Annotated in this window: 29 protein-coding genes and 6 pseudogenes; 16 read left to right on the top strand and 19 right to left on the bottom strand. The window is 58.1% G+C overall.

The window, feature by feature from the left end:
* Positions 1–197: 197 nt before the first annotated feature.
* Entirely contained in the window at positions 198–989 is a 792-nt protein-coding gene (locus NXC14_RS31410) for a DUF2243 domain-containing protein (protein ID WP_085781880.1), read from the bottom strand.
* Between the two features lie 58 nt (positions 990–1047).
* On the bottom strand, positions 1048–1356 hold the full coding sequence (locus tag NXC14_RS31405) for a DUF3734 domain-containing protein (protein ID WP_198175586.1): 309 nt from the start codon (positions 1354–1356) through the stop codon (positions 1048–1050).
* A 175-nt stretch (positions 1357–1531) separates the two neighbouring features.
* On the opposite strand from NXC14_RS31405, the pseudogene NXC14_RS33820 reads away from it, so the two are divergent.
* Positions 1532–1787 (top strand): annotated as a pseudogene (locus tag NXC14_RS33820) (DNA methyltransferase); the annotation flags it as partial.
* Between the two features lie 47 nt (positions 1788–1834).
* On the opposite strand, the gene NXC14_RS31395 reads toward NXC14_RS33820, so the two are convergent.
* The gene (locus NXC14_RS31395) at positions 1835–2077 is read right to left on the bottom strand and encodes a DUF982 domain-containing protein (protein WP_085781878.1); all 243 of its coding nucleotides are present in this window, start codon (positions 2075–2077) and stop codon (positions 1835–1837) included.
* Between the two features lie 207 nt (positions 2078–2284).
* Positions 2285–2584: a DUF982 domain-containing protein gene (locus tag NXC14_RS31390; RefSeq protein ID WP_085781877.1), complete on the bottom strand. Its 300-nt coding sequence runs from the start codon at positions 2582–2584 to the stop codon at positions 2285–2287.
* A gap of 669 nt (positions 2585–3253) precedes the next feature.
* On the opposite strand from NXC14_RS31390, the gene NXC14_RS32815 reads away from it, so the two are divergent.
* From NXC14_RS32815 to NXC14_RS31380, 3 genes are all read left to right on the top strand, one after another.
* The gene (locus NXC14_RS32815) at positions 3254–3406 is read left to right on the top strand and encodes a hypothetical protein (protein WP_157131530.1); all 153 of its coding nucleotides are present in this window, start codon (positions 3254–3256) and stop codon (positions 3404–3406) included.
* Between the two features lie 171 nt (positions 3407–3577).
* The gene (locus NXC14_RS31385) at positions 3578–3874 is read left to right on the top strand and encodes a DUF1778 domain-containing protein (RefSeq protein ID WP_085781876.1); all 297 of its coding nucleotides are present in this window, start codon (positions 3578–3580) and stop codon (positions 3872–3874) included.
* Positions 3871–4368, top strand: a complete 498-nt coding sequence (locus tag NXC14_RS31380; RefSeq protein WP_085781875.1) for a GNAT family N-acetyltransferase — start codon at positions 3871–3873, stop codon at positions 4366–4368. Before NXC14_RS31385 ends, NXC14_RS31380 begins: the two co-directional genes overlap by 4 nt.
* 204 nt (positions 4369–4572) lie before the next feature.
* On the opposite strand, the gene NXC14_RS31370 is transcribed toward NXC14_RS31380, so the two are convergent.
* Positions 4573–4869 (bottom strand): type II toxin-antitoxin system RelE/ParE family toxin, encoded by a 297-nt coding sequence (locus NXC14_RS31370; protein WP_085781873.1) that lies wholly within the window; start codon positions 4867–4869, stop codon positions 4573–4575.
* Positions 4866–5132, bottom strand: a complete 267-nt coding sequence (locus tag NXC14_RS31365) for a type II toxin-antitoxin system ParD family antitoxin (RefSeq protein ID WP_085781872.1) — start codon at positions 5130–5132, stop codon at positions 4866–4868. Before NXC14_RS31365 ends, NXC14_RS31370 begins: the two co-directional genes overlap by 4 nt.
* Positions 5133–5160: 28 nt before the next feature.
* On the opposite strand from NXC14_RS31365, the gene NXC14_RS31360 reads away from it, so the two are divergent.
* The 3 genes and pseudogenes from NXC14_RS31360 (at position 5161) to NXC14_RS31350 (ending at position 6392) form a co-directional block, all read left to right on the top strand.
* Complete coding sequence (locus tag NXC14_RS31360; RefSeq protein ID WP_085781871.1) at positions 5161–5631, top strand: glycoside hydrolase family 3 C-terminal domain-containing protein; 471 nt, start codon at positions 5161–5163, stop codon at positions 5629–5631.
* 161 nt (positions 5632–5792) lie between these two features.
* Positions 5793–6101, top strand: coding sequence for a type II toxin-antitoxin system RelB/DinJ family antitoxin (locus tag NXC14_RS31355; protein WP_085781870.1), 309 nt, complete (start codon positions 5793–5795; stop codon positions 6099–6101).
* Positions 6098–6392, top strand: a pseudogene (locus NXC14_RS31350) (type II toxin-antitoxin system RelE/ParE family toxin). The gene NXC14_RS31355 and the pseudogene NXC14_RS31350 overlap by 4 nt, the downstream one beginning before the upstream one ends.
* A gap of 516 nt (positions 6393–6908) precedes the next feature.
* Here NXC14_RS31350 and NXC14_RS31345 read toward each other — a convergent pair.
* Together NXC14_RS31345 and NXC14_RS31340 are read right to left on the bottom strand one after the other, a co-directional pair.
* Positions 6909–7696, bottom strand: a pseudogene (locus NXC14_RS31345) (SDR family oxidoreductase).
* Entirely contained in the window at positions 7693–8022 is a 330-nt protein-coding gene (locus tag NXC14_RS31340; protein WP_085781869.1) for a nuclear transport factor 2 family protein, read from the bottom strand. The pseudogene NXC14_RS31345 and the gene NXC14_RS31340 overlap by 4 nt, the downstream one beginning before the upstream one ends.
* A gap of 128 nt (positions 8023–8150) precedes the next feature.
* On the opposite strand from NXC14_RS31340, the gene NXC14_RS31335 reads away from it, so the two are divergent.
* On the top strand, positions 8151–9098 hold the full coding sequence (locus tag NXC14_RS31335) for a LysR family transcriptional regulator (RefSeq protein WP_085781868.1): 948 nt from the start codon (positions 8151–8153) through the stop codon (positions 9096–9098).
* Positions 9099–9339: 241 nt separating this feature from the next.
* Here NXC14_RS31335 and NXC14_RS33815 read toward each other — a convergent pair.
* From NXC14_RS33815 to NXC14_RS31320, 3 genes and pseudogenes are all read right to left on the bottom strand, one after another.
* A pseudogene (locus NXC14_RS33815) lies at positions 9340–9447 on the bottom strand (SDR family oxidoreductase); the annotation flags it as partial.
* Between the two features lie 254 nt (positions 9448–9701).
* Positions 9702–10145 (bottom strand): TA system VapC family ribonuclease toxin, encoded by a 444-nt coding sequence (locus NXC14_RS31325; RefSeq protein WP_085781866.1) that lies wholly within the window; start codon positions 10143–10145, stop codon positions 9702–9704.
* On the bottom strand, positions 10142–10369 hold the full coding sequence (locus NXC14_RS31320; protein WP_157131529.1) for a CopG family transcriptional regulator: 228 nt from the start codon (positions 10367–10369) through the stop codon (positions 10142–10144). Before NXC14_RS31320 ends, NXC14_RS31325 begins: the two co-directional genes overlap by 4 nt.
* Before the next feature lie 171 nt (positions 10370–10540).
* On the opposite strand from NXC14_RS31320, the pseudogene NXC14_RS33810 reads away from it, so the two are divergent.
* Both NXC14_RS33810 and NXC14_RS31310 read left to right on the top strand, forming a co-directional pair.
* Positions 10541–10688 (top strand): annotated as a pseudogene (locus NXC14_RS33810) (damage-inducible mutagenesis protein); the annotation flags it as partial.
* A 347-nt stretch (positions 10689–11035) separates the two neighbouring features.
* Entirely contained in the window at positions 11036–11443 is a 408-nt protein-coding gene (locus tag NXC14_RS31310) for a hypothetical protein (protein ID WP_085781865.1), read from the top strand.
* Between the two features lie 442 nt (positions 11444–11885).
* On the opposite strand, the gene NXC14_RS31305 is transcribed toward NXC14_RS31310, so the two are convergent.
* Together NXC14_RS31305 and NXC14_RS31300 are read right to left on the bottom strand one after the other, a co-directional pair.
* A complete protein-coding gene (locus NXC14_RS31305) occupies positions 11886–12677 on the bottom strand; it encodes an SDR family oxidoreductase (RefSeq protein ID WP_085781864.1) in 792 nt (263 codons plus the stop codon).
* Positions 12678–12705: 28 nt separating this feature from the next.
* Positions 12706–13455, bottom strand: coding sequence for an SDR family oxidoreductase (locus NXC14_RS31300; RefSeq protein WP_085781863.1), 750 nt, complete (start codon positions 13453–13455; stop codon positions 12706–12708).
* Between the two features lie 446 nt (positions 13456–13901).
* Between NXC14_RS31300 and NXC14_RS31295 the strand changes: the two genes are divergently transcribed.
* The 5 genes from NXC14_RS31295 (at position 13902) to NXC14_RS31270 (ending at position 19191) form a co-directional block, all read left to right on the top strand.
* A complete protein-coding gene (locus tag NXC14_RS31295) occupies positions 13902–14807 on the top strand; it encodes an AraC family transcriptional regulator (RefSeq protein ID WP_085782078.1) in 906 nt (301 codons plus the stop codon).
* Between the two features lie 148 nt (positions 14808–14955).
* Positions 14956–15390, top strand: coding sequence for a heme-binding protein (locus tag NXC14_RS31290; protein ID WP_245362239.1), 435 nt, complete (start codon positions 14956–14958; stop codon positions 15388–15390).
* 39 nt (positions 15391–15429) lie between these two features.
* Complete coding sequence (locus NXC14_RS31285; protein WP_085781862.1) at positions 15430–16242, top strand: SDR family oxidoreductase; 813 nt, start codon at positions 15430–15432, stop codon at positions 16240–16242.
* Between the two features lie 263 nt (positions 16243–16505).
* Positions 16506–17330: an oxidoreductase gene (locus NXC14_RS31280; protein WP_085781861.1), complete on the top strand. Its 825-nt coding sequence runs from the start codon at positions 16506–16508 to the stop codon at positions 17328–17330.
* A gap of 1648 nt (positions 17331–18978) precedes the next feature.
* Positions 18979–19191 (top strand): hypothetical protein, encoded by a 213-nt coding sequence (locus NXC14_RS31270; RefSeq protein ID WP_085781860.1) that lies wholly within the window; start codon positions 18979–18981, stop codon positions 19189–19191.
* Here NXC14_RS31270 and NXC14_RS31265 read toward each other — a convergent pair.
* The 5 genes and pseudogenes from NXC14_RS31265 to NXC14_RS31250 form a co-directional block, all read right to left on the bottom strand.
* Positions 19172–19590, bottom strand: a pseudogene (locus NXC14_RS31265) (helix-turn-helix domain-containing protein); the annotation flags it as partial. The gene NXC14_RS31270 and the pseudogene NXC14_RS31265 overlap by 20 nt on opposite strands.
* A gap of 297 nt (positions 19591–19887) precedes the next feature.
* Positions 19888–20079, bottom strand: coding sequence for a hypothetical protein (locus NXC14_RS32810; RefSeq protein WP_157131527.1), 192 nt, complete (start codon positions 20077–20079; stop codon positions 19888–19890).
* 182 nt (positions 20080–20261) lie between these two features.
* A complete protein-coding gene (locus NXC14_RS31260) occupies positions 20262–21356 on the bottom strand; it encodes a glycosyltransferase family 4 protein (RefSeq protein ID WP_085781859.1) in 1095 nt (364 codons plus the stop codon).
* Positions 21357–22563: 1207 nt separating this feature from the next.
* Positions 22564–22782, bottom strand: a complete 219-nt coding sequence (locus tag NXC14_RS31255) for a 4-oxalocrotonate tautomerase family protein (RefSeq protein ID WP_085781858.1) — start codon at positions 22780–22782, stop codon at positions 22564–22566.
* A 28-nt stretch (positions 22783–22810) separates the two neighbouring features.
* The gene (locus tag NXC14_RS31250) at positions 22811–23551 is read right to left on the bottom strand and encodes an SDR family oxidoreductase (protein ID WP_085781857.1); all 741 of its coding nucleotides are present in this window, start codon (positions 23549–23551) and stop codon (positions 22811–22813) included.
* Between the two features lie 102 nt (positions 23552–23653).
* On the opposite strand from NXC14_RS31250, the gene NXC14_RS31245 reads away from it, so the two are divergent.
* Positions 23654–24547: a LysR family transcriptional regulator gene (locus NXC14_RS31245; RefSeq protein ID WP_085781856.1), complete on the top strand. Its 894-nt coding sequence runs from the start codon at positions 23654–23656 to the stop codon at positions 24545–24547.
* A 592-nt stretch (positions 24548–25139) separates the two neighbouring features.
* On the opposite strand, the gene soxR is transcribed toward NXC14_RS31245, so the two are convergent.
* The gene (gene soxR, locus NXC14_RS31240; protein ID WP_085781855.1) at positions 25140–25574 is read right to left on the bottom strand and encodes a redox-sensitive transcriptional activator SoxR; all 435 of its coding nucleotides are present in this window, start codon (positions 25572–25574) and stop codon (positions 25140–25142) included.
* Positions 25575–25648: the final 74 nt, after the last annotated feature.

The following is a 25648-nucleotide window of genomic DNA, read 5'->3' as shown; positions in this document are numbered from 1 at the left end:
AAGCCGATCGATGGTGGAACCCTCAATGTCGGACTGGGAACCGGCGATCATCGACCCGTCGATCACCGGCAGTTCGATCACCGACGCGACGGCGGCCACCTTGAATGGACGTCTGGCAAGTATTTAGCCAAGGTCGTGCCTTTCATCGTTCCGGGCAATCCGCAGAACGGCTGTCGCTCCGCCAGCGCAGAGACGGATCAGAGCTTGATCCGATCGAAGCAGCCGGCCGGAACGATCGATTTGCTCACGAACAAAGAGCCCTGCTGGTAGAAGGAGCTGGGATGAGCACCTGGAGGGAGCTCAACGGCCCAGACTTGCTCGGAAGGGTCTGTCCACAACAAGGTGGCTTTCAACGTTGCGATCGCCGCCATCGCTTCAGCCGGGGCGACATCGGGCCGAAACATCACCAGCACTGGTCCATTGCCAGGCGCCGGCATTGCGTCAATGGTGCCGCTGATCAAAACGGCACTCACAAGTGCAAGCGGCGAAGTCAGCAACAGGTTCCGTTTTGGTGGCTTGCGGCGCAGCGCTATGCCAGCCAGAAAGGGTATAACACCGAAAACAGATAGCCACATCACATCCCATAGCAGCGGGTTGGCAACGTCCATGCGGATCCTGTGAAGACCCAAGATCCAATGAGACAGAAAAGCATCGATAATGTGCCAGCCCCCGAACCCAAGGAGCGCGTTGCCGATTAGCCTATCTCCTACCACGGCTGCCACGAGCGACGACCGGGCGCGCCAGAGGAGCCACAGCCCGGCTGCCGCAATGACATACATCAACGCGTGGAACAGGCCATCCGTCAGGATCAGGAACCGGATGTCACGGCCCTCCTGATCCCGGCCGCTCAGAAGGTGGTGCCATTGCAGGATCTGATGCAGCAGGATGCCGTCGAAGAAGCCGCCAAGACCAAAGCCGAGCGCAATTCCGCCCCACCTTAGATTTTTGTCACCGCCTGACCCTCTCACGGCCGCCGCTTCATCAACCATGCTATTCTCCGTCGAGACCCTCCCGAACAGCGGCGCACTGGAAAAGTTTCGGCGGTGGCTAAAATTTCGAAAGCGAAAGCCCCTCATCTCCCAAAACCAAAATATCGGCGTTGGTTCTTCTGGCAGGCATGTCGTGCAGCGCCTTGCTCAGTGCCAGGCCGTCAGCGTAGCCGGACGCCCAGCGGGAATTGATCGAGCGACGCGAATAATCAAAAGCCTTCAGCCCGACCTCCTCGTCTTGTTGTCGATAAACGAGATGGATCATCGACAGGTTTGGGTGGTCGCGATCGGCAAACCGGCGCCGGATGTCCGCAAGGGCATGCCTGCTCTGGCTGGCGAATAACAGGTCGGTTGTGCGACCGATCATCCTGTGATCGTTCGACGCGTCCCTCTCGAGGAAGAAGATCGACACAAATGCAGATGACCTCATCTGTCAGTTCAGCATCGAACATCAGACGCACAGGGAGGAAAACAGCGCTTACTGTCAACAGGACCTAATTGAAACTGCTATAATTGCCAATTCCGGGCGAGGCCTCCAACCAACTTTTGACCCGCCGGCGCTCGCCGAGCGCTGCATCAAGGCAGGCGCGCCAAAGACAATCTGCTCATGCTGCGGAGCTGTCGAAGGTTGCGGCCCGATTTGCGAAGTCTTCGGCTGCGAGCCCGGTGTCGTGTTCGAAACCCTTCGGCGGCGCCGGTACCGTCGGCTTCGCTGCTTAGCAGCTTGGCCTTCGCAGTATTCTGATCGAACTCAATCCCGAATACGCGGACATCGCCCAGCGGCGAATAGATCCTTAGCGATCAGATGAGGTGGCCGCATGATGCCAATGAAGACACAACGTCGATCAAGGTCTGAGGATGCCGGCTTCCCGGGCCGCGCGAATGAAGGCGACCTTAGCGGTCGCGCTGTCGACCTTCCCGTCGATCGCACCGAGACAGGCTCGCCGAGCAGCGGAAAAGGACTTACCGCCTTTCGTGGGCCAAGAGGTCATCAGGTACGCCATGGCATCACGACTGCTGCCGACGCTCCGGAAATGATCGGAATCGATCATCAACTCGATTGGCTTGTCCCACAGATCACTGCTCATCTTGTCTCCTCCGGCGTGCTGACCGCAGAAGAAATACGCAGCAGACGCACTCGTTCCGGAGATTCCAGCTATGGGACCAAGGTCGGGGGTACATCTGCGACTAAAGGCCTAGGTACAAGCAGCCTCCGCCGCGCCAACCGCAGCGTCACCTCAGGTACGGCTCATGAGAGAGGCCGCGATCGCAGCCTCTCCACTCGTGCGAATCAATCAGGCGGAAACGCGCCCGCCTCCGGCAGGGGTCTTGATCATCCACGGCTGGATTGCCGGCTGCTTCATCAAGATGCCCTTCTTATTCCCGAACGCGCGAATGGCGTCGCGAGCTACCTCGAGTGGCTTATGTCCATCGTGGGCCATGTAGCAGGTCTTAAGGGTCGCTTCGTGGGTAATGTCCCGCTCGCGCTCGGGCCAATCTTCAAGGAAGTCAATCGCATCTGCCAGGGAGATTATCTCCCGAACCAGGCTGTCCCGCTCCTTAAGATATACGGGACGATTGAAATTCGCATTCATAGCTACCTCACTGAAAACGTTGGTGATCAACAAGGATGGCGCCCGGAATCCAGCGCCAGCCGACAATCTATTTTCTCGATTATTTTGTTTCAAGAGCCGCGCTGTCGCTAACCTGATTGGAGTTAGCTTGGGGTCGACAGCAGACTTCGGCCGATGTTTCGCGATTGCTTTTCGACTTGTGCAGGCGATCAGGGTCTTGGGAGAGGCAAAAGCGCAAAGTTGGCGTGGCGCTACGAAAATGCTACGCCTGCCTAAGGCCATTTGAGTTATACGAGTAAAATATGTCGATCCGTCCGGTCGCGTCATTGGAACAATTGTAGGGCTTGCCATGAACGCTGAGCGGGCGAAGGTTCTGCAGCACTCAGTGCCCTAGATTGCAACCAAGTGAATGTGCTGGCCGCGAAAAAGGCAAGCCGTAGAAAGCCTTTTCACACCGTAGCGACCGGCGTTCTCAATGGCTTATCGCAGGATATCCAATTAACAAAGCTCGAGGCGCCGACATCAAACGTTTCGATGATGAGTCGGCAACCATGCAGGCGCTTCTGGCCGGCCAGGTCGTCGCAGTCGGAGCGAACCAATTCTATCTCGCACGGGTAGAAAAGCAGGCACCAGGGCGCCTATGAATATAAGATACCGATTGTCGCCACGTACTACGGCGCCGGCTCCCGCTTGGGCGATAAGGAGATCAACAAGGCCCTCAATGACTTCATCGATGAGGCGAAATCCAGCGGCAAGATCGCCGAGCTTTACAAAAAGCGGATTAATGCCGAAGCGCTGGAGTTTCCAAGGTCGATCGAAGGGGTTCCATGTTCCACACAGTGACATGCGTATGCCGCACGCGGCAAATCGCGTGGCTCGCTGGTTCAATCCTTTCAAGAGTTTAGATGAGCCAAATGCCGTGAATTAGGACCGCGAATTGTGTAACGACACTGCCTTTACGGGTCTTGTAAAGATATTGTCATTACGCTATATGGGTGCAAACAGGAGTTTGCCATGCCGACCTCACACCCGAGCAAAAGCCCGGACGCAAGCGTGTCGCTGAATATGCGCATCAAGCCTGCGACCCGCAATCTGATTGATCGAGCCGCTGAGTTGCTTGGTAAGACGCGAACGGATTTCATGTTGGAAGCTTCCGAGCGCCGAGCCGAGGAAGTGCTGCTCGACCGCACTATCTTCACGGTAAGCCCCGAAATCTATGCTGAATACCTTGCCCGGCTCGATGCACCCACGCAGCCCAATGAGCGTTTAGCACGCACCATGTCGACCAAAGCACCGTGGGATGAGGCGTGACCCTCAGCGCACCGGCCCCCCTGACCGATCATCATGAGTTGGCCGAGTTCAATTCCGGAGTCGTTGAACTGGACGACTGGCTGCGACGTCGCGCCCGTTCTAATCAAGCGAGCGGCCCATCGCGGACCTTCGCCGTGTGCGAGGAGAGCCGCGTCGTCGCCTACTACGGGCTCGCTTCCGGCGCGGTCAGGCAGCCGGAAGCGCCTGGCCGTTTTCGGCGCAATATGCCTGATCCAATTCCGGTCGCCGTGCTTGGTCGCCTCGCCATTGATCAATCCTACCAAGGGCGCGGTATTGGCAGGGCATTGGTGCGCGACGCGGGCCTGCGCCTGCTCAATGCCGCTGAAGTACTTGGCATTCGAGGTATGCTCGTTCATGCGATTTCCGATGACGCACGGGCCTTCTATGAGGCCGTCGGCTTCCTGCCTTCTCCTTCCGACCCCATGATGCTGATGGTCGGATTGCATGACCTCAATAACGCGCTGAACTCTTAGGAGGAAATCACCAATGATCTCGCTTCTGTCTCGCTGAATTTTCGGCAGGTGGTCCCGGCATTAAATAGGGCCGCGAGTTCTAATCCCTTCAACTGCAAAAACGATTGTGGGATGTTTATCTTTACGACGAGGCTGAGACGCACAAAGTAGCCGCTCAGTTCGCCTTTAGTGTGCGAGGTAGCCCCCAAGATCGGTACATTCAAATCATTCGCCAAAGAAGATGGCGCCATAGTCGGTGGCGCCATGCAAGATATGGATGATGACTACCTTCGCGGTTTCGACGCGGTAGAAGATCAGGTAGTTGCCATGAACACGACGATGAATACCATGGTGCTCGTAGCGAGGGATGAGGGCGAAGCTGTTCGGACTATCGACGAGATCCACACATTTGCTCCGCAGCTCCCGGATAAATGACAGGGCGCGCAGCGGATTGTTCTCAGCGATATAATCGGCGATTTGCTCAAGGTCGTTTTCCGCCTCGCTTGAGAACTCAAGCATCATCCCGATTTTTCGGCATTGTCAGCCATCGCACGGTATTTGGCGTCGAGACGGTCGAAAACATCGCTCGCCGGCTTCGTTCGACCGGCGTCCGCATCGGCAATGCCGCGCATGATGGAGGCGTCCAGCGCGGCGAGCCGGGTCTCGCGGTCCTGGATTAGTCGCACGCCTTCACGCAGGACTTCGCTTTTCGAGCCATAGCGCCCAGTATCGACGAGTTGCTGGATATAGCTTTCGAGCTGTTTTCCTAGTTCGGCGCTGATCATGCGGTCCTCCGTCTGATAGCGAGATAGAATAGGTTCTTTATCAACTATTATCAAGAGACATCATACCCTCTTATGCCACTCCCATGGCCAGCCGTGCAAGGATGGCAATGCTGACTTCGAGGCGATCAAGGAAACGGCGAAGCAAGTTCCGACGATTGTCTCCATCTATCTGGCGCGTCCGGCGATCCTCACAGGAATTCGCGAGCACGCTGCTGCCATCCTCGCTAATTTCGGCGCAAGCGACGCAGCTCTGTTCGACGCAATTGAGGGCAAGAAGAAAGCTGAAGGTAGGCTGCCTTTCGAACTCCCTTCATCGATGGACGAGGTGCGCGCGCAGAGATCGGACGTGCCGCACGACAGCCGTAATCCGCTTTACCCGATCGGGTACAATACGGGATACTGGCCCTTTGGTCTTATTCTTCGACATCCAGATCTCCTTCGCGAGGTGCGGATAGACGGGCCAGTCGGCGTCGTGTCTCACGGGCGGCGAAAAGGATGATTCTGGAAATTTGTTGGCGCCCTAAAGTTCCTTAATTGCCGTTATCCGGACACGGAAATCGCGTAGTCGATGATCTAAACAGGGGCCTTCGCAGACCTGAACCCCCCCCATTGATTTTGTCATTCAAATGCATTACGTTGCTATTAATTTTGGGGATAACCATGGCTGCAAACGCACTTGTCCAAACACGTATCGATGCTGAAGTTCGGGATCGTGCTTCCGCCGTCCTTGAGAACATGGGCCTGACGGTATCGGACGCGGTCCGCATCCTACTCACCCGGACTGCCAATGAAGGTGCGCTGCCTCTTGAACTTTTTTCGGGAAGCGAGGCTCACGATGCTTGGTTTCGCACGAAGGTGCTCGAAGCACTGAACGACACTCGGCCGGACGTGTCTGATGATGAAGTCGAGGCGCACTTCGCGGAGCGCCGGGCAACAGCGCGCGTCAAAGCAGGTGCCGTTAAGTCGTGAAGCTTACATGGTCTGCGTTCGCGCTGTCGGATCGCGACGCCATATTCACCTATATCGAGGCAGACAATCCTTTGGCCGCTATCATGATCGACGAACGGATCGTGGCCGCCACGCGCCGCTTGGTCGATTTTCCAGCAAGCGGTCGAAATGGAAGAATTGCTGGGACTCGCGAACTGGTAATCAACGGAACGCCATATATCGCTGCATATGCCGTTACCGCAACAGTAGTTCGTGTCCTACGCGTCCTTCATGGGCTCGCAGGAATGGCCCGACACTTTGCCCAGCATCTAAGTTTACACGCTACGCGTATACGTTACGTATGAGAGAGCTACCGGCTTCACCCCCAAGGCTACAGTGGGATCCACGAGACCGCAATGGGTTCGAGCCGGGTAGCCATAGTCGCTAAGTTTTATTGAAAATCAACGCTTCATGCTCGGAAAGCGACGGGTCGACGGTTCGAGTTGGTTCAACTGCGGGGCTCGTCAGGCATCGGGAAAGCCGAAAATAAGGTCGTGCGGGGTTAAGCCGATCAATCAGCCCCGCCAACAAAGAAGCCCAGTATTCGCGGTGGCTGGTTGCGTGCTGGAACGGCGGAGGGCGGCGGCTGCAGCATTCCACGCTCCAGACACAGTAGCCGTCAGCAATCGTTTTCCTACACGTGACGGTACATCGAGACTTTCCGGCCGCCCGCCAAGGCCCGGCTGCACACTTGCGTTGACGCTTACCACGCCGCAAAGGATGCGGGCTCGCCCGGCGAGTTGAAATGGATCCAGAAAGATGGCGGCTATTGGAGCCTCTGCCCTATGATCAGACGGTCGGGACAGTGCCGCCGTCGACGACGAGTTCCGAACCATGGATCGAAGAGGCGCGATCCGAGGCAAGGAAGGCGATGGCTTCGGCGACCTCGAATGGTTCGGCTCCGCGCCCGATGGCAATGCCGCCAAGGCCGTCCAGGACGAGTTGGCGCGCGTCCTCTAGCGTGCCGCCGTTGGCGGCTTGGATGCGCTTGAGAAATACATCGGTCCCCTCGGTCATGATCCAGCCGGGAGAGACGACGTTGACCCGCACCCCTTCGGGCCGAGTTCCTTGGAGATGCATTTGCTGTAGGTCCGGAGCGCGGCTTTGGCCGCGGCGTAGGCGGTGGTCGCCTCGGGAAGCGGCAGGACCGACTGGATGGAGGTGACGTGCACCACCGCGCCGTCGCCCCGCTTGATCATCTGAGGGATCAGGAGGCGATCAAGCCGGACCGTGGCCAGGAGGTTCAGGTTCAGTTCTGAGAGCCAGTAATCGTCCGTGAGGGCGACAAAGCCGCCGCCCGGGGTGGTCGAGCCGCCGAGCACATGGGCGAGGATGTCGATGCCGCCCAGACGCTCTACAGCCGCCTGGGCCAGGGCTTCCCCGCCTTCGGCCGTCGTCAGGTCCGCCGGGACGAATTCGACGCCGTCGATGGGCTCCAGAGTTCCGCGCGCGGAGGTGATCACCCGGGCGCCGCCGGCAAGGAAGCGGTCGACGGTGGCGCGGCCCAGACCCTTGGTCCCGCCGCTGATGAGCACGCGCTTTTCCGCGAATTCGGTCGGATCAGCCTTGATGGTCATGCCGTGATCTCCAGGGCCCTGATGGCATCGTTTTCGAGGGTGAAGCGGTAGGTGAAGCGGATCGGGCTGCCCTTGAAGTGGCCATGGCCGGGGCCTTCTACGACGACCTGGCCGTTTTCGTGCCGGATGGTGTCAGGCGTGAAAATCGCCTTCGCGCCGACCACCGCCTCTTCAAGCAACGACCTGATTTCAGCAGTCCCTCGAAGAACGGCGCCGTTATCGTGGAGAACGGCCTCGGCTGCGAAGGGCGCCAGCATGCCGTCAACGTCGAGGCGGGCGTTCGCGGCCACATATGCGGCGATTGGAGATGGTAGTTCGAGCGTCACTGGTCTTGTCCTGCTTGTTGCGATCGCAGCCGCAGCGGCTGCAAGTGTCGTTGCGGCCCAAAATAGTGGTAGACAGGTCGCGCGATAATTAGAACAATTCGGGATGTCTCATCACGAAAATCGGGACAATCGTGCAAAGTAGCCTGACGGAGTTAGACGCAGTTCTCATGGTCGCCCGCCGAGGCAAGTTTCGCGCGGCTGCGCTTGAGCTCGGGGTTTCAACGACCGCACTCAGCAATGCGGTTGGAAAACTGGAGCACACGCTCGGCGTACGGCTCTTCAACCGGACGACGCGAAGTGTCTCCTTGACTGAGGCAGGCCAGCGGTTCGTCGCGCAGGTCGCTCCGGCCGTGCAGGACATTCATGAGGCGATGGAAGTTGCGCGCTCTCAGCAGGCGATGCCGTCGGGCACGCTGCGCATCAACGCATTTCCAACAGCGGCGCGAGAGATCTTCACTTCTCTCGTCATACCATTCCTGCGCGCGCACCCTCAGGTCCACATCGACATCGTCACGGAGGGCCGCCTGGTGGACATTGTCGCGGGCGGCTTCGACCTCGGCGTCCGTAGCTCAGACCTCGTGCCTGCGGACATGATCGCACTCCCGTTGGGGGGCGGGCGGCGCAATGTTGTGGTGGGAACACCGAGCTATTTGAAAGCGCACGGGACGCCCCTGATCCCGCAGGACCTCGCCGGCCATTCCTGTCTCCGCGTCCGGCTTCCTGATGGTGCAATCTACCGCTGGCCGTTCGAGAAGGAGGGACAATCGGTCCACATTGACGTCGAAGGCGTGATCACTCTTGACGAAGCGAGCCTCGCACGCACCGCGGCCCTTGCATCCGTCGGCCTTACTTTGGCGATGGAATCCGACGTCCGCGACGACATCGAGGCAGGCCGCCTTGTGCGCGTGCTTGAAGATTGGACGCCCACGCACTCTCCCTTGAGCCTTTACTATCCGAGCCGCCGCAACCCGACCGCCGCGTTCAAGGCCTTTGTCGATTTTGCGCGACGGCAAAGCGGAGCCAGCAACACACTGACACCCTCCACAGGTCCGGAAGCGCCAGCAATGGACATTTGACCGCTGTAAATTCAACATCGGTTCTGGGTTGTTAGCGGAAGTCGAGGGCCTTCTGCCTAAGCATGTTTACCTGCTGGTCCGGGAATTATCCCGCGCCGGGGGCACTATGCTGAGCCCGTTCCTTAAGGCTCGAGATGTCAGGTGAAATTGCCGGCAAGCTCACCATAACTTCAAAGCAGCGAAAGGGGATTAGGCTCGAAGTGGTCTCTAGGCCGAGTATGGCACTCCAATCGCTGCCTTCCGCTCCGCCATCGACTTGCAGCACATATCCGGTTGTAAACGCGGCGTCATCAGTGAGCAAAAAGTTGATCGCCGCGGCGATTTCCTCCGGCTTGCGCAAGCGGCGCATCGCCGGCAAGGTTCTGCTTTAAGTAATCCACGAAGGCAATCTCCACGACTGTTACGGGGGCGCAAAGCGGCCACAACGACTTCGCTCTTAGAGTCTGCTTCGGTGCAGGGTTTCGGATGCCGGCCATCCACGTCGTGGCTGGCGCCGAGGCCGGCGTCCGAAGCCAGGCGTTGTTCACGAAGCCTCGTGGACGCCGTGTTGCAAGGATGTTCACGTTCTGGGCTAAATTGATCGCATAATGGCTCGACGGGAACTCACGATCTACTCGTGGTGATCAGGTGCAAGGCAGAATTGCCCCTTGTAACCGCTGCTGTCGACAGCTTGCGATCGAATGTCGCCAGCTGCCCCCCATGCACCTTGGCTAGGGCAAGCAGGTAGGTGTCAGTTACCTGTCGCGATGTTAGAATTTTCGTGGGAGCGATATCACCTGACCAGACAAGGCTCACATCGTCCGGCCAAAAACTGTGACCGGGGAGCGACCGCAATTTGCGGAAGATCTCCATCACGAGTGACGGTGAACCGGGAGAGTTGGGATATTTGGGGTTGCCGACAATCCGGATGACACCATTTTCGGTAATGGGGCAGGTAGCCCACGCGGTCTGACCCATCGCCGCGAACCATTCGTGCGCATCATCATGGGCAACATGGCCCGGATCGATTAACGCAATCAGCACATTGACGTCGACCAGGAAAGTCACGGCAGCTCGTCACGCAAGGCGTTCACGATTTCGAGTGTCACTGGCGGCGCCTCCGGCCGAGTTGAAAGTAGAGGAATGCCGTTGCGCTCGCCACTGCTGGGGGGGCGGCGCAGAGAGCGTCTCGCCAGCTCAGAAATGACTTCGCCGACGCTCCGGTGCTGCTGGGTTGCCATCGCTTTTGCGGCGATCAGGACATCGTCGTCAATCGCTAAGGTCGTTCTCATGTCCGCCTCATCGCGCATCAATCATCACGCATCATATAAAGCAAGTGGTCGGCCGTCTCAAGGTGGATACCGAAAGGACGCGTCGTTGCGCCAATCTTTTTACCAGAACCTCCGAATTTTTGCTCGACATGATGACGGTCGCCAACACGACCTTGCAGGGGGCCGTGAACGATGAGTGCTACCTGCGAAACGGTGATTTCCGATCTGCGCGAGCCATCGCCTCGCTGGAGGGCTTATAGCCCGAAAGGCTGGCTGTCTTTCCTTTGGCGTGCCGGAAATCGATGCGGTCCTGCCTGGCGGTAGCCTAACCTACGGCTCTTAGCAGCGGTGTCGCTTAGCGGCGTGCCTCGCAGGCCGAATATGACCAGGTGAGGTCAAGGAGCCGTAACGCGACCGCAGCCTCCGCTTTCCGACCAATCGAAGGGCGTGTTTTTTCAAGCGGTCCGCTAGAAGCCATGACGGAAGTCGTATCACTATGAAGGTCGGTTGCGAGGGCTCCACGCTTGAATGATCTGCTCGCGTGGCCTCACTTCCACCATCGCCGCCATCCGGCCAAGGGGACGACGGGATCGGATCGAAACTCGGCGGCGCGCAAGCCCCTTCGAATGCAGAGCGAGGGCAGTCAAGACGCTCAGCACACTCGCAGCTGCGTTACCGGCCGGAAGTTTGGCGATCACCGCCGGCGACTTCAACGTAAGTTGCAACGAATCGCCGACGGAGGGTTTCGCTCGTCTGCTACAGCGGGAAAACTGGTATGTGTCGCCGCTCGCCACGCACGGCTGCAATGCCCCGGGGTCGACTAAGTATGTAGATCGCGCGATGGAGAACTGGAATACATGGTCGTTCCTCGACATGATCCTGGTGTCCCCCGAGCTAAGCGCGACGCGTCCGTCAGAGCAGAATTGGTTCGCGGACCTGGGTAGTTTTGGGACGGTGGTTGTTCACCCCGAACAGATTGCAGTGGACGAGGATAACAAAAGATTCACCGAGCCTCGCCGCTTCGATCCTAAAACCGGGCACGGTGTGAGCGATCACTGGCCGGTAATGATGCGACTGTTGCAACGCCGTAGTTGAGCGTCAGCGCCATGCGCAGATGGTGGGCCATCGTCTTCAGCTGGCGATCCACTGACGGCATTGCGGTGTGCGATCCAGATGTGATCTCGAACCCTAGGAGAGGACTCGGTCCATTGAGGCGTCGAGCTTGGCAGCCGTCGAGCTGGCGACATCGACATGATGGCCGACGACCGCGTTGGTCGATCAGGGTAGTTGAGACCATGCCTAGCAGGCCGGGGATGCAATCCGGCGATCCGACATCCACTCAAGTTCTTGCAGCTAATCGTTGAGTTTACACCAGATATTTAAGTTTTAAAACTCGATATCAAGATCAGTGGTGGTTGTCGTAGTAAGGGGATCCCCGCCGGAGCGGAGCAGGCGAAGGTCCTGACAACATGGCTATTTTTCACATTACCGCCTACGTTGTCAGAAGCCATTGATCCTCGAGTTCCTCCAGCACATATTACAGCGTGTCAATCAAACCGCCGTCCACTCGCATCGATGCGCCGGTAGTGGCCGATGCTAGGGGCGAAGCCAAGTACGTCACGATGTTCGCGATCTCCTCGACGCTTGCTGCACGCTGAATGAGGGAGCTGCTCCGGTGCTTCTTGACGAAGTCGGCGGCTACCTCCTCGATCGTCTTGCCGGTCTTTTCACGCTCACCGGCGAGCATTGCTTCGACGCCTTCAGACAGAGTGGGGCCGGGGAGAACCGAGTTCACCGTCACTCCAGTGCCCGCCATGCGCTTGGCAAGCCCTCGGGCGACGGCGATATCGGCTGTCTTGCTGACGCCGTAGTGGATCATCTCGACGGGAATGTTGAAGCCGGATTCCGACGCGATGAAGATGACGCGGCCCCAGTTGGCCTCCTGCATGCCTGGCAGATACGCGCGGGATAGCCGAACTGCCGACATGACGTTTACCTGCCAGTGTCGGTCCCAGACCTCGTCGGTGGTGTCGAAGAAGTCGCTCGGCTGGAAGATCCCGGCATTGTTGATGAGGATGTCGACATAAGGCAGCTTCGCTACGAGCGCACGGCATCCCTCGGCAGTCGCGACATCGGCCGCGACTGCGGTCACGCCGCCCTTGGCACCTTCACTCTTCAGCCGTTCGGCGGCCTTCGCGGTCTTTTCTTCGGATCTGCCGTTGACGACGATGTCCGCGCCGGCTCTCGCGAGCTGTCGTGCGATCGCGTAGCCGATGCCTTCCGTGGATCCTGTCACCAGGGCTGTCTTTCCTTTAAGGTCGATCTGCATGTTCCGCTCCTGCGAGGTTGGACTTCGATTAAAGGTTACTCATGCCGCCGTCGATGACGAGCTCGCTGCCGACGATATAGGACGCCTCGTCAGATGCGAAGAAGACCACGGTCTTCGCCACTTCCGACACGTCACCAAAACGCCCGACCGGGATTTGGTTCTGCACACCTTCGGCCATCGATTTCATCTCGGCCTCCGACATGCCGAGCTTTCCGTATAGCGGGGTCGCGATCGGGCCCGGGCTAATAGCGTTGACCCGGATGCCGCGACCAACCAGTTCACCGGACAGCGTCTTCGCCAACGTCAGGAGCGCGCCCTTGGTCAGGGAATAGACGCTGGAGTTGGGCATCCCGATATGAGCGTTGATCGAGGTGTTCAGCACGATCGATGCGCCCTTTGAAAAGATCGGCAGGAGGGCCTGGATCAGGAAATAGGGTCCCTTCACGTTCGTCGCAAACGACTTGTCGAAATCGACTTCCGACCAGCTCTCGACCGGGCCAAATTGAGCGATGCCGGCATTCACGAACAGGATGTCGAGGTGACCAAAGGCTTCCTTCACTTGGCGGAAGACATCCTTCTGGCTATCGATGTTGCCCGCGTCGGACTGGATGACGATGACATCGTCACCAAGTTCCTTGCGAGCCTTCTCTACGCTGGCCGCGCTGCTGCCTGTCACGGCGACGCGCGCGCCTTCGGCGACGAACTGTCGGGCCGTTTCAAGGCCGATGCCGCTGGTGCCCCCGGTGATGAGGGCGGTCTTGTTGGCAAGTCTGAACATAATGAATTCCTTTTTGCGGTGTTGGACGGACTCGATGCCGGGGTCGATGACAATGATTTACTTCAGGCGAGCTGTTCAAATTAGTGGTTCGAGAGCAATTCTGTTGTTCGGCGGTGCCGAACATTTCGACAGTGTGCCAGGAACGAAAGCAGACTACCCACTCCCTGAAATCTAAGCGGATAGATTTCCTAATCGGCTTTGATATCTTCTTTCGCGGCATCGATTGGTGGCAAGACTGATGCAGAAGGCGATCCGATGTCCAGATCGTTCCCAAGGCGTCGAACGCCCGTCGTTGCTCGAACTTAGCCACATCGCCTTGAGCATAGCTACGCCCGGAGAACTGAAGATGTAGCTCCTTCAATCTGTCGAAAGTACAATTCCGCCGGCTCCGCACCTCAGAGAACGTGGCGGGGTCTACCTGGTTCTGAATGTACCAGAGGTTTGCAATGTCGAAGAAGGAAGTGCAAAGTCCGGACAGGTTTAAGGGTGTCGAGCGACCCTCGTCACTAGAGATGAGCCAGCTTGCACTGCGGGACGCAACGTTCGGCAGGCTCAAATGGCGTCACGACGACAACGGCATCCCCGTCCAATTGGAGCAGGCGGATGGCTACCTGATCTGCTACCAGAGGAAACACCTGCCTGCTCGCCCTCGCTGGATCGACGGCAAGCCAGCCACATCCGTTCCACTCGATCCCGGAGAATTCCTGCTTCTCGACCTTCGGAGACGCTATAGCGCTGTAGAGGCTGGCGACGTGGACTGCATTTCCATGTTCGCCTCCCATAAGACAATATTGGAATTTCATCGTGAAAATGACCTCGGTCCGTTCTCAACGCTCCGGGACAGAGACGTCCTCGGCCATTCGGACACCATTGTGCGAAACCTGATGGAATGCTTCGTGCCAGCCTTCGAGCAGCCCAGTCTCGTACCGCGCCTCTTCCTCGATCAACTGACCCTCACCCTCATGACCCACCTGACCGCCTCCTACGGGGAACAGGCGATCGAGTTTCGTACAGTCAAGGGCGGGTTGGCTCCGTGGCAGGAGCGGCGGGTAAAGGATCTGTTGCTGGCGAACATCAACGGCAGCATCGGCCTCGAGGTCCTTGCCAAGGAAGCGGGGGTCTCCCGTGCGCACCTTGCGAGGTCGTTCAAGATCAGCACAGGGAGGTCGCCGATGAAATGGCTCCAGCATCAGCGGCTGGAGAAAGCTACGAGATTGCTCGTCGCCACAGAACTCACGATCCAGTCACTAGCCGAAGACTGCGGATTCGCCGACCATAGCCACTTCACCAGAGTGTTCCTGAGGCGCTTCAATGTCACGCCCGGGGAATGGCGGCGCAAGCACAAGACGTGACGGCTGCGAGCCTCTCTATTTTAGGTTCGCGCCCTTGAAGCGGGTAATTTCTGAGCGGCCGCAAAGCAGCACTCACGTACACAAAGCAGCACCCACATACATCGCCAGCGCCGAAATGCCGGGTATCTTCCATTCCGTGGACGCGGGGATGGCGTTCGAACCGTGGGGAGTGACCATGCAGATTTCATCTCACCAAGCTCGCTCGATCATCGCAGCCGGGGAAGCCCGGGCGAAGGCAATCGGTGTTCCGGTCAACATCGCGGTGCTCGATGCAGGAGCACAACTCAAGGCGTTCAGTCGGATGGATGGCGCGCTACTGGGCTCGATCGACATCGCCGTCGGAAAAGCGAAAACGGCGGCCCTTTTCCAGATGACGACAGAGGAGGTCGGAGAGTTTTGCAAGCCCGGCGGAGGGTCGCCAGGTTTGGAGCAGACCAACGGCGGTCTCGTCGTCTTCGGCGGTGGACTTCCAATTTCTGCACCTGACGGCACCTTTCTTGGAGCCGTGGGCGTTTCCGGTGGCGCGGTGCAGCAGGATATGGAAGTTGCCCGCGCTGCGCTCGCTGGCTTCGAGCCGACTTGACGCCGTCCACACCAACCAAACCAAAAAGAGGAGATTAGCATGTCCAAGACCATTCTCATCACTGGCGCTGGTTCAGGCTTCGGCAAGGCGGCAGCCATCGGCATGGCCCGGAACGGCCACAAGATCATCGCGACCTGCCAAGTCTCGCCAATGGTAACTGCCATGCGCGAGGAAGTGGCGAAGCTAGATCTCGGTGGACGCATCCGGGTCGAGCGGCTCGACCTCACGGATCCGTACGACATCAAGCAGGCCCAGGGATGGGACTTCGACGTCCTCTGGAACAATGCCGGACAGGGAGAGCCGGGTCCGGTCTGGGAAATCCCAGTCGACCTTGTCCGCCGCAACTTCGAAATGAACGTCTTCCTTCCGCTGACGCTCACGCAGGGCGTGGTCCAGCGCTGGATCCGCGAGGGCAAGCATAAGGGAAAGAAGGTTGTGTTCACGTCCTCAATGGGCGGCCTGTTCACGCCGGCGAACTGGGGCACCTACGTCTCTACGAAGCATGCGCTGGAATCCATTGCCGAGGCCCTGCAGCAGGAACTCGCCGCCTACGGGATCAAGATCCAGACCATCAATCCCGGCGCCTACTATACGGGCTACAACGAGACCATGGCCGACAATCCGTTCCGCTGGATGGACGACAGCAAGAACTTCACCAAGCGTGCCGATCTCCGAAAAGGCTTCGACGACTTCTTCGCGACACCTGAAGGCAAGATGGATCCCAAGGAAATGATCGATCGCATGATCGAGATCGTTCCGGCTGATACGGGCAAGTTCCGGAACGTATGCCCGAAGGTCATCGAGGACATGCTGAGGGATCACCAGCTCAAAGCCTGGGAAGCTCAGATCTAGGACATCGCGGCGTTGCCCCCGCCGCACACCTACGCCGTCGGGATTCCGCCCGGCGGTAATCCAACTCCTTCCAAGGGGACTCTGAGATGAGCAAAAGCAAGCTATTGGTGGCAACTCTGCGGGCCATCGCGTGTGCGGCCTCCATTTAATCTTCATCGTCGCAGGAGCCGCAGTCGCTGCCGACAAGGCCGCAAACAAGGCAACGGTCCAGAAGGCCTTCGACGCTTGGGCTGCTGGCACCGGAAGCCCGAAAGAAAACTGAGATGAAGACATGGTTCATAACCGGAGCATCCCGCGGGTTCGGCGCCCGCATTGCGAAGCTTGCACTTGAACGTGGTGACAACGTCGTCGCGACTGCCCGCAGTGCAGGATCGATCACGGATAACTTTGGAGAACGGCGCTGTCTGTTCGCGGCCGCACTGGATGTGACGAGCGAAGAACAGGCGCGAGAGGCAGCCCGACAGGCCCTCGAGCGTTTCGGCAGCATAGACGTGCTCCTGAACAACGCGGGATTCGGTCTCGTTGGCGCGGTCGAGGAAGCCAGCGCAGAAGAAGTTGAACGTCTCTATCGCACGAACGTCTTCGGTCTGCTGAACGTCACGCGTGCTGTCCTCCCACAAATGCGGGTGCAGAGATCCGGACGCATCCTCAACATCTCGTCGATCGGCGGCTACCGCGCCGGCGCAGGATTCGGCGTCTACTGCTCCACGAAGTTCGCTGTCGAAGGACTATCGGAGGCGCTCCACGCGGAGCTGCAACCGTTGGGAATCCACGTGACCGCGATCGAACCCGGCTACTTTCGGACGGACTTCCTCGACTCCAGCTCGCTCTCTGCCAGCGGCAATCGGATCCGAGACTATGATGGAACGGCGGGTGCCGTCCGCGAACGCGCGGCGTCGCTCAATCACAACCAGCCAGGGGATCCGGAAAAGTTCGCTCGGCAGGTCGTCGCCTTTGCGGACACCGATCAGCCACCGGTCCGCATGCCATTCGGAAGCGACACGGTAGCTGCGATCGAAGCGAAACACACGTCAGATGCCGAGATCATCGCTGAATGGCGCAATGTATCGGTCTCCACGGACTTCTGAGGGTGCAGCTTTAGAGACGCGTCGTCTCGATGCAACTATGACGCTATTCTCGAGGGACATACGCTAGGTGTAGGCGTGCCACTCAGCATCGTGGTGTGCGCGTTTACGATGCCGTATCTTGATTCCTGCGTTGATCTCCTCTATCGTTGCGCCTTTACCAAGTACGGCAATGTCGCGGAACATTCCCTCGCATTCGCCGGGAGTGACGATCCCAAGCATCTGGCCGATCTCGTTTCCGATATTGCGACACGCGTGCTCGACATGCGGTGGAAGGATGATGATGGTACCAGGCGCGCGTCAAAGACTTCGCCACCGCACCAGAAGCGATAGGTGCTGGCCAACACTCTGAACATTTCCGCTTCCCGTATATGAGTGTGGGGAGCCCGTTGTTTCCGACGCCAAGGCGTGAATGAACATCTGAGCGCCGAACGGTGTCATCGCCACTCGTTCGTTAACACGGGCAGAGACAAGTGCCTGATCAAAATTCCCGGCCATTTGGATTTCCTCCGTTGAATATACCGGAGGATCGTTCATCGTAGGATTTTGCGTCCCAAAACTAATCCAAAATCCTCTTTCGCAGCCTTCGGTTATTCAGGGAGGCCCGCCGTCCTCATTGCGTTCACCACTAATTGGAAGCGCTCCGCACAGCGGCGACTAAGCCGTCCGATGTCTGTCATCCGCATTGAGGGTGCCTTCGTCCGCAGCCGCGCCACACAGGCGCTCTGCAGAATGGCGACACCTCGGGCCCGACTGCTATCGCCTTCGCGTGTAGTTTCACGGTGTTCGTCCATTCGTCGATTGTCAAAGGAGCAAGAGAATTGGTTCCGAACCGCATGGCACGACGATAGCGCAAAAGGGACGCCTATGCACAGTCGTTCGCTGCTTCAGGAAGGATTTTGCTCGGACGTGGAACCCGGGGCAGCGAAATGACTGGTGCGAGTAACGGAATGGATTCCGCAGCCAGATTAGCAAGTTAGAGCTAATTGACCATCTTCAGAACCATGTCATCCTGTTCTACATTGTCGCGTCACCCCCTGCTGGCGGCAAGGATTGTACAAGATGCCCCGCGAGAATGCGGGGCTTTTTGCCGGCATGTTACTGGAACTGCACTACAAAACCACGGCGCCCGAAAGCCCGACCTTAGTCCGTCTTTTTCCTAGTAAGATTCGAGCTAGATTTTCTTCATCCTTGTCGAGAGGACGCCAGGGAGGTTTTAGCAATGTTGCTGCGTATCCAGTCAGAACCTCCCTGGCGAAGCAAATAACACTTGCCAAGCTGAGTTAAACCATGTCCAACGCGGTAGTGGAACTTAGTCAGTTTCTCTATCGTTGAAGTAACAGGAAAGCACGGGTGTTCCTCCTGTGCGATCCGTTGTCAAGACTTGCCCCGTTTCGGCGGGGCTTTTTTTGTCCGGCATCGTACCGGAACCACATTGGGACAATGAGGTTAACTCACCGGATCGCGGGAGAAAGCCAGTTAGTTCAGTTCGCGTAATGCCTTCCTCTTACGATCCGCTGTTGGGTCGTGCGGAGTCAATTCACCGGTCCGCTCCCAAGCGACGCTCCGCACGGCCCGACGCCTCAAGACATCCTGCCAAGTTGAACCTTTGCATTCCCGCCCTACCTTAGCATCGGGGAGTAAGGGCGTTATGATCCCGTCCCAAGTATTCCAAACCCAGAGCGTTTTGAATGAAGCCGAAGTGGCCCTCTGCCAAAGGGTCTTCGATCACGTCGTCTCGGTGAAGCAGATCACCTCGGATCCGCAGCGCCAGGACCTCGCCTGTCGGATTATCCAGTCGTATCAACATGGCGTGAAGGATGAGGATAGTTTGTTGAGGCTGATTATTGATTACCCATCGTAGATCCGGACCACGTACTCCACGCCCCCTTTAATCTTGCCGGCCTTGCGTCGTCGGGCGACGGGGATCCCAGAAGCCGTTCGTACTCGGCTTCCGGAGCGCCGTAACAACCATCTGCAACATCGAGCAGAATCTGGCGGTCCAAATCTTGACGTTCCCTCGCGTCGACTTGATGGCCCGCATGCCCTCCAGGATGTGCAGATGGTCGGTGACCCCAGATCGCCTCACGCCAAGCATCAACGCCAAAAACTCGTGAGTAACAGGCATATCGTCCACGAGAAGACGGTCATGGCACATAAGCAGCCATCTCGCGAGACGCTGGTGCATGTTGTATCGGCCCGCCGCCAAAGCCGGGTAAGCCAGTTGCAGTTCCCGCGTGTGAACATAACGGAGAAACATTAGACGAGTTGCTTCGTCGCGCAAAAGCGGCAGGAAGCGGCTCGTACTATTTTTATATCAAACGCTGATTACGTCGTGCCAGATCCAGAAGGTGAGACATTCCCCGACTTGAACACAGCAAGAGAAGAAGCCGGCGAAGCCCTCAGAGAACTGGTTGGCAGGGCCACCTTAACCAATCAGGCGGAAATCCCGCAGGCAATCGAGATTTGGGACGACCACGGTCAACTGGCTGCCGAAGTACATATTGGTGCAGCGATACCCCAAATCGTAAATCGAAACCGAGATCGATAGCGCCGGTAATCAGTTGATCTTCAAACCGGTGTCGCAGCCACCCACAGGCATCGGTTGCGGGGAAGCCGCTAGATGCTGGATGACGATCACTCGAAAAAGCGACTTACCGAAGTTGGACTCGTTTAGGCAGCGGCGGCGCGGCTGAACCCGGTTGGAAGAATTGAAAGCGCGTGCAGCGAATAAGGCGCGGCTATCGGTCATCTGATATCCTTTGCCATTTGTTCTGAACAACCTTATCGGGGGAGAGCACCCCTTCGCCCCAAGACAGATACGAGAAAGGTCGCGCCAGCTGGAGAGCTCCCACAGCAACGACCTCCTCCGGATTAAAGAAGACGACCGGGGCATTGCCCGCGTATTCGAATGACACCTACCTCTCTTCGCCATCATGCAGCGGTCTGCACCCCGAGAGCAGCCCTGGTGGCACGGCGCATGCGTGCACCATGGGTACGTACACCTGGCAGAGTTCGGTAGATATCGAGATAATCGCGCGCCATGCGCTCTGCAGAAAAGCGCTTTTCGAACGTTGCGCGAACTCTGCGGCGGTCCAGGCGCAGCGCTCGGTCGATGTTTTCCACGGCTTCGGTGACTGTATCGACGATTATGCCGGAGACACCGGCGTCAATCACTTCCGGTACGGAACCGCAGCCAAACGCAATGACTGGGGTGCCGCATGCCATAGACTCGATCATCACCACTCCGAAGGGTTCTGGCCAGTCGATCGGGAACAGCAATGCACCGGCATTGCCGAGAAACTCCGCCTTTTGATGTTCGTTGATCTCTCCGACGAACTCCACGTTTTGATGGCTCTTTACCAGAGGCTCGATCACGGTTTCCCAGTAATGCTTGTCGACATTGTCGATCTTCGCCGCGATCTTCAGGGGGATCCCTGCTTTAGCAGCGATCTGGATGGCTCGATCGGGTCGCTTCTCCGGCGAGATGCGCCCGAGGAAAGCAAGATAGTTTCCTTTCGGCTTTGCGGTGAAGGGTAGAATCTCGTCCGAGAGCCCATGGTAAACGGTGCCGGCCCAGTTGACCGGCGGCATGGGCTGTCGCTGATTGTTTGAGATCGACACCAGCGGTATGTCCGGGAAGGCTTGGTAGAATGTTCGAAGGTCCGGTAGATCCAACCGTCCGTGCAGCGTCGTCACGGTTCGGTCTGCGAAGTCCATAATCAATGGGAAATGCAGCAGATCAATGTGGAAGTGTAGGACATCGAATTCGTGTGCCCGGCGGCGAACCTCCTCCAGCATGGCAATATGGTGCGGCACGTGGTCCCTGACTGCAGGATTGAGACGCAGGGCGATGCGCGAGCACGCTACCAGTTTGGCGTCAGTAACAGAGTCGCCGCTGGCGAAAAGCGCGACCTGGTGGCCCTGACGGACCAGCTCGTCTGTCAGATAAGAGACGATGCGCTCCGTTCCGCCGTAAAGCTTCGGTGGGACGCTTTCAGCAAGGGGTGCGATCTGGGCGATCTTCATCGGAAAGCCTCCTCCAATGAGCAAAGATTTGACGTTTAGTACTAGCTCGCATCCTCTTGGATGCGGCGCGATCATCAGATGTAGAACTTGAACTGATGCGCCGCGTTCCGTAATCCTTTTCCATTAGCCGAGTTGGCTTGAAACGATGAATCGGGGCGCCGCGACGGTTCCTTGGCTAATGAGGATCAACGAGATGGGTTCGACGCGCCGTGAAGTCCTTCAAACTCTTCAACGCATCGAATTTCATGAGGCGTCGTGTCCGCCCGCAAGGCGGCTGATACGACCACTGGGCTAATATAGAAAGCCTGAGGCACAGTCAGAGCTAGTGGTCAGCGCCCGGATAAGTTGCGCCGCGCAAACGAGTCGTTTGGACCTCGAGACAGGTAGCATCCTGGCGTCTTGTGAGGAAAACGATCCCAGCGCCATCGAAAGAAGCTCTCCTTCGATACTCGAAAGACGCATTCGTGTGATTGGCGGACGACGACCATTTGCACATAGAGGCCTTCTTCGGTCTAAATGAAAAGTTTTCGAACCGGGTCGTGCCGAACTATGCATTGGATGACAGAAACACTCACGAGGAGAAGGCTGCGAGGGTGAAAGCACTGTGGCCGGAGGGAAGCATCCATCACTGGTGGAGAGGCTGCATGATTTCAGCTATCTTTGTTTCGAGTGATCGTAGGCTTAGCTAGCTTGTGCCCGCAGGTTAGTGCCTCGATGGCGAGGTGATCAGGCATCCCTGAGCGAAGGAGTGCTATAGGTCAGGTATCCTGACGAGAAATCGCAGGCTTTGTTCGATTGAGCGGATATGGCTGTCGGGGCAGGGATTCGAACCCCGCGTCACAGCTCGAAAGCTGGAAGCAACCTCGGACACCCGAGGGATGAGGAGAGCGCCACGCTCCGATTACGCTTACGCCCGACTACCGCATTAACTCCCCGGGCCTTGTGTTTGTTCCTTCGTCGCGGACCATACCAATAAGAACATGAGGCAGTCGAAACCTGCTGAGCAACCTGCAAGAGTAACCAATCCGCCCGCCAGATTGCCCCCACCGTGTCCCCGGTGCGATCATCCCCTCATAAATCCTGACGGCCGCCCGTTGCAGGAAATTGCCGTGGCAGGTCACGCTTCTAGCACCGTCAGACCGGCGTCCTCTGCGGTGGTTATGCAAGCTGGTGCGAAACCTCCGCACCAGCTCCGAGCACTCCAGGATCAACCGTCTTCTTTGACGCGATAGGCATCCGGAAGGATGAAAATCTCGTCGGCACGCCCGTATCCGCCGTCCTTCACTTCCTCGATCAGTACCATCGTGTGTGGCCGTGCCGCCTCGGAGAAGTACTCCACCAGCATGTCGGTGGCGCGGTGCACGATTTCTTCCTTCTGGGAGCGGCTAAGCGCGCCCTCAGGTGTCTTTATGTTAACGAATGGCATTGGAATCTCCTTTCTTGTGGGTTCTGCTTCAGATCATGCCGCCATTGGCGCGTAACACCTGACCGTTCACCCAACCGCCTTCCGGGCCGGCCAGGAAGGAAACGACTGAGGCAATGTCATCCGGTTGGCCCAGGCGCCCGAGCGGAATGGTACCAACGATTCTCTGGACCAGCTCGTCGGGCTTGCCGGACATGAACAGTTCGGTCTCGACGGGACCGGGCGCCACCGCATTGACGGTAATGCCGCGCCGGCCGAGTTCCTTCGCGGCGACGTGCGTGATCGCCTCGACGGCGGCTTTGCTTGCCGCATAGACGCCGTAAGTCGGCCCGTAAGCGCCGACGACGCTTGAAGAAAAATTGATGATGCGCCCACCATCGCGGAGCCGACGGGCTGCTTCGCGAACGGCGCGGAATGTCCCTGTGAAGTTTGTGGAGATCTGCTGCTCGAAACTCGTGTCGTCCATATCGGCAATCGGAGCCAGCTTTATGATGCCGGCATTGTTGACCAGTATGTCGGTCCCGCCGAAGCGCTCGTCGGCCGCGCTGAACAGATCGGCAGCTGCGGCCGGAGCGCTAATGTCAGCCTGCACTGCGAGAGCCTTCCCGCCGCCCGATTCAATGTCTGCGACGACCGCATCAGCCGCCTGACGGCTCTTTGCGTAATTCACCACGACGGCGATGCCGTCTTGCGCCAGCCGAAGCGCAATGGCTCGGCCGATCCCTTTCGATGCGCCGGTGACGATAGCGACGCGCTGCCCTTTGATGCTCATTGTCACCTTCTCCTTTATGACGGAACAGGAGATATCGATCGTGTCCCGGGAGAACAATCCACCAACATTTGACATGAGAATTCGTCTGTGGTGAATAAAGATATGGATCGGCTTGACCGCATGCAGCTCTTTATCCGGGTCGTTGAACGGCGGAGCTTCGCCGCAGCGGCGTCCGACCTTGGGCTTGCCCGTTCCACGGCCACCGAGGCGATTAAAAAGCTAGAAGGCGATCTCGGCGTTCGCCTTCTTGAGCGAACGACCCGGCATGTCGCGCCGACACTGGACGGCGCAGCCTTCTACAGGCGATGTGTGGCGATCCTCGCCGAGGTGGACGAGGCGGAAAACGTCTTCCGTGACATGCAACCGCGCGGCCTGCTGCGCGTCGATGCGCATCCTTTGCTGACACGCACATTCCTGTTGCCGCGACTCAATGAGTTCCTCGATCGGTATCCTCTGCTGGACCTGCAGATCGGGCAGGGCGACCGGCTGGTAGATCTCGTCAGGGAAGGTATCGACTGCGTCATCCGCGCCGGAGAGATTTCCGATAGCGGCTTCATCATGCGTCGCCTCGGGATGATCGCTGAAATCACCTGTGCCAGCCCAGCCTATATATCAAGGCACGGAATGCCACGCTCCCCAGACGCGATGGAGGGGCATCGCGCCGTTGGTTTCATATCCTCCCGTACCGGGCAGATCATGCCTCTCGAGTTCACGGTCGGCAACACTGTCCGTTTCGTATCCTTGCCGTGCCGGCTGACGGTCAACAACTCCGACACCATGACCGATCTCGCCCGCCTCGGCTTCGGCCTCATTCAGGCGCCGCGTTACCGCCTCCAGCGGGATCTGGACGAAGGGACGCTGGTCGAGGTCCTTGCCGACTATCTTCCTCCGCCGACACCGCTTACCGCGCTCTATCCGCAGAACCGCCAGCTTTCGCCGCGGGTACGCGTTTTCCTCGACTGGATCGTCGAATTGTTCTCCAAAGCTGAATTCTGACGGTCGGGCGCGATCCCAAATATCCAGCTATCTCCGGAGATCTGCCAAGACCGATTGCCCGCTCCGTGGAACAGCTAATCGAAAGGAGCAACAAGCAAGGTCTACACCTTAGAGGTATGCGAGGGCGTCGGCCTTTTCGCGCGACATGGCTTTCGCCAAATGTCGCTCATCTTGCCCGATGCGATTGAACGGTCGAACAGCGTCTTTGGCAAGCGGCGTGTCCTTACCGCTCCATAGACAGGGTTAAAGCCGATCTTGCAGCTCATACGTTGAGCTGATCACCTCATTCCACGCCCAGTTCTGGAGGAGTCGAGTCGCCAATTCGATCGCCGTTGACCTGCCACGGGTAATTTCCTCGAGATTGGATTAGAGTCCGGCCTCTTGAAGGACGGACAAATGAAAAAGCAGAGATTTGCTGAAGTCCGGGGTCAGGAATTTGCTTTCCGTCATTCTCACCTTCTTCGGCGGCAGTGGCCCGGAGCCGAGTCGCCGAATCGTAAGCCGATCTTCAGTGTGGAGGTGAAGTCGGGACATGACACATTGAATAATCGGCAAGATCGTAAGATCGTTCGGCATATCATTGGAGGCTCATTCAACCCAGCCAATACCTCGCTCCCGGCCCTTTGCGCCCTGCCACGTCGGCAGGGTTCGCCAAGCGACATCGGTCGATCGACAGGCAGCCGCAACCGATGCATTCGCCAAGACCGGACCGTAGGCGCTGTAACTCGGCTATGCGCTGGTCGATACGCTTTGCCCACGCGCTCGACAGCCGCGACCAATCCCGACGTGACGGTACGCGATCGGCCGGCAGCTTAGCGAGCTCGGCGCCGATCTCCTCAAGCGTCAGCCCGATCCGCTGTGCAAAGACGATGAAAGCGATCCGCCGCAATGCGGACCGGTGGTAGCGTCGGTGTCCCGAGCCGGCGCGCTCGGATGCGATCAGCCCACGCTCCTCATAGAAGCGCAGAGCTGATGAGGCAACGCCGCTGCGTCGCGACACGTCGGTGATGGTCAGCATCGGATCCATCCATAAATAAAAGCACGAAGCTCTCTTGACTTCAAGTTCACTTGAACTTGTAGCAGTTACGCGTACCCATTGAA

Source organism: Rhizobium sp. NXC14 (assembly GCF_002117485.1).
Taxonomy (GTDB): domain Bacteria; phylum Pseudomonadota; class Alphaproteobacteria; order Rhizobiales; family Rhizobiaceae; genus Rhizobium.
The sequence above is the reverse complement of the archived record's forward strand: the minus strand, read 5'-3'. Positions and strand labels throughout refer to the sequence as shown.

Bases quoted from the DNA above. Each gene is read 5' to 3' on its own strand.
- NXC14_RS31410 (WP_085781880.1), bottom strand. From the start codon at position 989: ATGGTTGATGAAGCGGCGGCCGTGAGAGGGTCAGGCGGTGACAAAAAT.
- NXC14_RS31405 (WP_198175586.1), bottom strand. From the start codon at position 1,356: ATGATCGGTCGCACAACCGACCTGTTATTCGCCAGCCAGAGCAGGCAT.
- NXC14_RS31395 (WP_085781878.1), bottom strand. From the start codon at position 2,077: ATGAGCAGTGATCTGTGGGACAAGCCAATCGAGTTGATGATCGATTCC.
- NXC14_RS31390 (WP_085781877.1), bottom strand. From the start codon at position 2,584: ATGAATGCGAATTTCAATCGTCCCGTATATCTTAAGGAGCGGGACAGC.
- NXC14_RS31385 (WP_085781876.1), top strand. From the start codon at position 3,578: ATGCCGACCTCACACCCGAGCAAAAGCCCGGACGCAAGCGTGTCGCTG.
- NXC14_RS31370 (WP_085781873.1), bottom strand. From the start codon at position 4,869: ATGATGCTTGAGTTCTCAAGCGAGGCGGAAAACGACCTTGAGCAAATC.
- NXC14_RS31365 (WP_085781872.1), bottom strand. From the start codon at position 5,132: ATGATCAGCGCCGAACTAGGAAAACAGCTCGAAAGCTATATCCAGCAA.
- NXC14_RS31355 (WP_085781870.1), top strand. From the start codon at position 5,793: ATGGCTGCAAACGCACTTGTCCAAACACGTATCGATGCTGAAGTTCGG.
- NXC14_RS31320 (WP_157131529.1), bottom strand. From the start codon at position 10,369: ATGAGAACGACCTTAGCGATTGACGACGATGTCCTGATCGCCGCAAAA.
- NXC14_RS31305 (WP_085781864.1), bottom strand. From the start codon at position 12,677: ATGCAGATCGACCTTAAAGGAAAGACAGCCCTGGTGACAGGATCCACG.
- NXC14_RS31300 (WP_085781863.1), bottom strand. From the start codon at position 13,455: ATGTTCAGACTTGCCAACAAGACCGCCCTCATCACCGGGGGCACCAGC.
- NXC14_RS31295 (WP_085782078.1), top strand. From the start codon at position 13,902: ATGTCGAAGAAGGAAGTGCAAAGTCCGGACAGGTTTAAGGGTGTCGAG.
- NXC14_RS31290 (WP_245362239.1), top strand. From the start codon at position 14,956: ATGGCGTTCGAACCGTGGGGAGTGACCATGCAGATTTCATCTCACCAA.
- NXC14_RS31285 (WP_085781862.1), top strand. From the start codon at position 15,430: ATGTCCAAGACCATTCTCATCACTGGCGCTGGTTCAGGCTTCGGCAAG.
- NXC14_RS31280 (WP_085781861.1), top strand. From the start codon at position 16,506: ATGAAGACATGGTTCATAACCGGAGCATCCCGCGGGTTCGGCGCCCGC.
- NXC14_RS31270 (WP_085781860.1), top strand. From the start codon at position 18,979: ATGATCCCGTCCCAAGTATTCCAAACCCAGAGCGTTTTGAATGAAGCC.
- NXC14_RS32810 (WP_157131527.1), bottom strand. From the start codon at position 20,079: ATGACCGATAGCCGCGCCTTATTCGCTGCACGCGCTTTCAATTCTTCC.
- NXC14_RS31260 (WP_085781859.1), bottom strand. From the start codon at position 21,356: ATGAAGATCGCCCAGATCGCACCCCTTGCTGAAAGCGTCCCACCGAAG.
- NXC14_RS31255 (WP_085781858.1), bottom strand. From the start codon at position 22,782: ATGCCATTCGTTAACATAAAGACACCTGAGGGCGCGCTTAGCCGCTCC.
- NXC14_RS31250 (WP_085781857.1), bottom strand. From the start codon at position 23,551: ATGAGCATCAAAGGGCAGCGCGTCGCTATCGTCACCGGCGCATCGAAA.
- NXC14_RS31245 (WP_085781856.1), top strand. From the start codon at position 23,654: ATGGATCGGCTTGACCGCATGCAGCTCTTTATCCGGGTCGTTGAACGG.
- soxR (WP_085781855.1), bottom strand. From the start codon at position 25,574: ATGGATCCGATGCTGACCATCACCGACGTGTCGCGACGCAGCGGCGTT.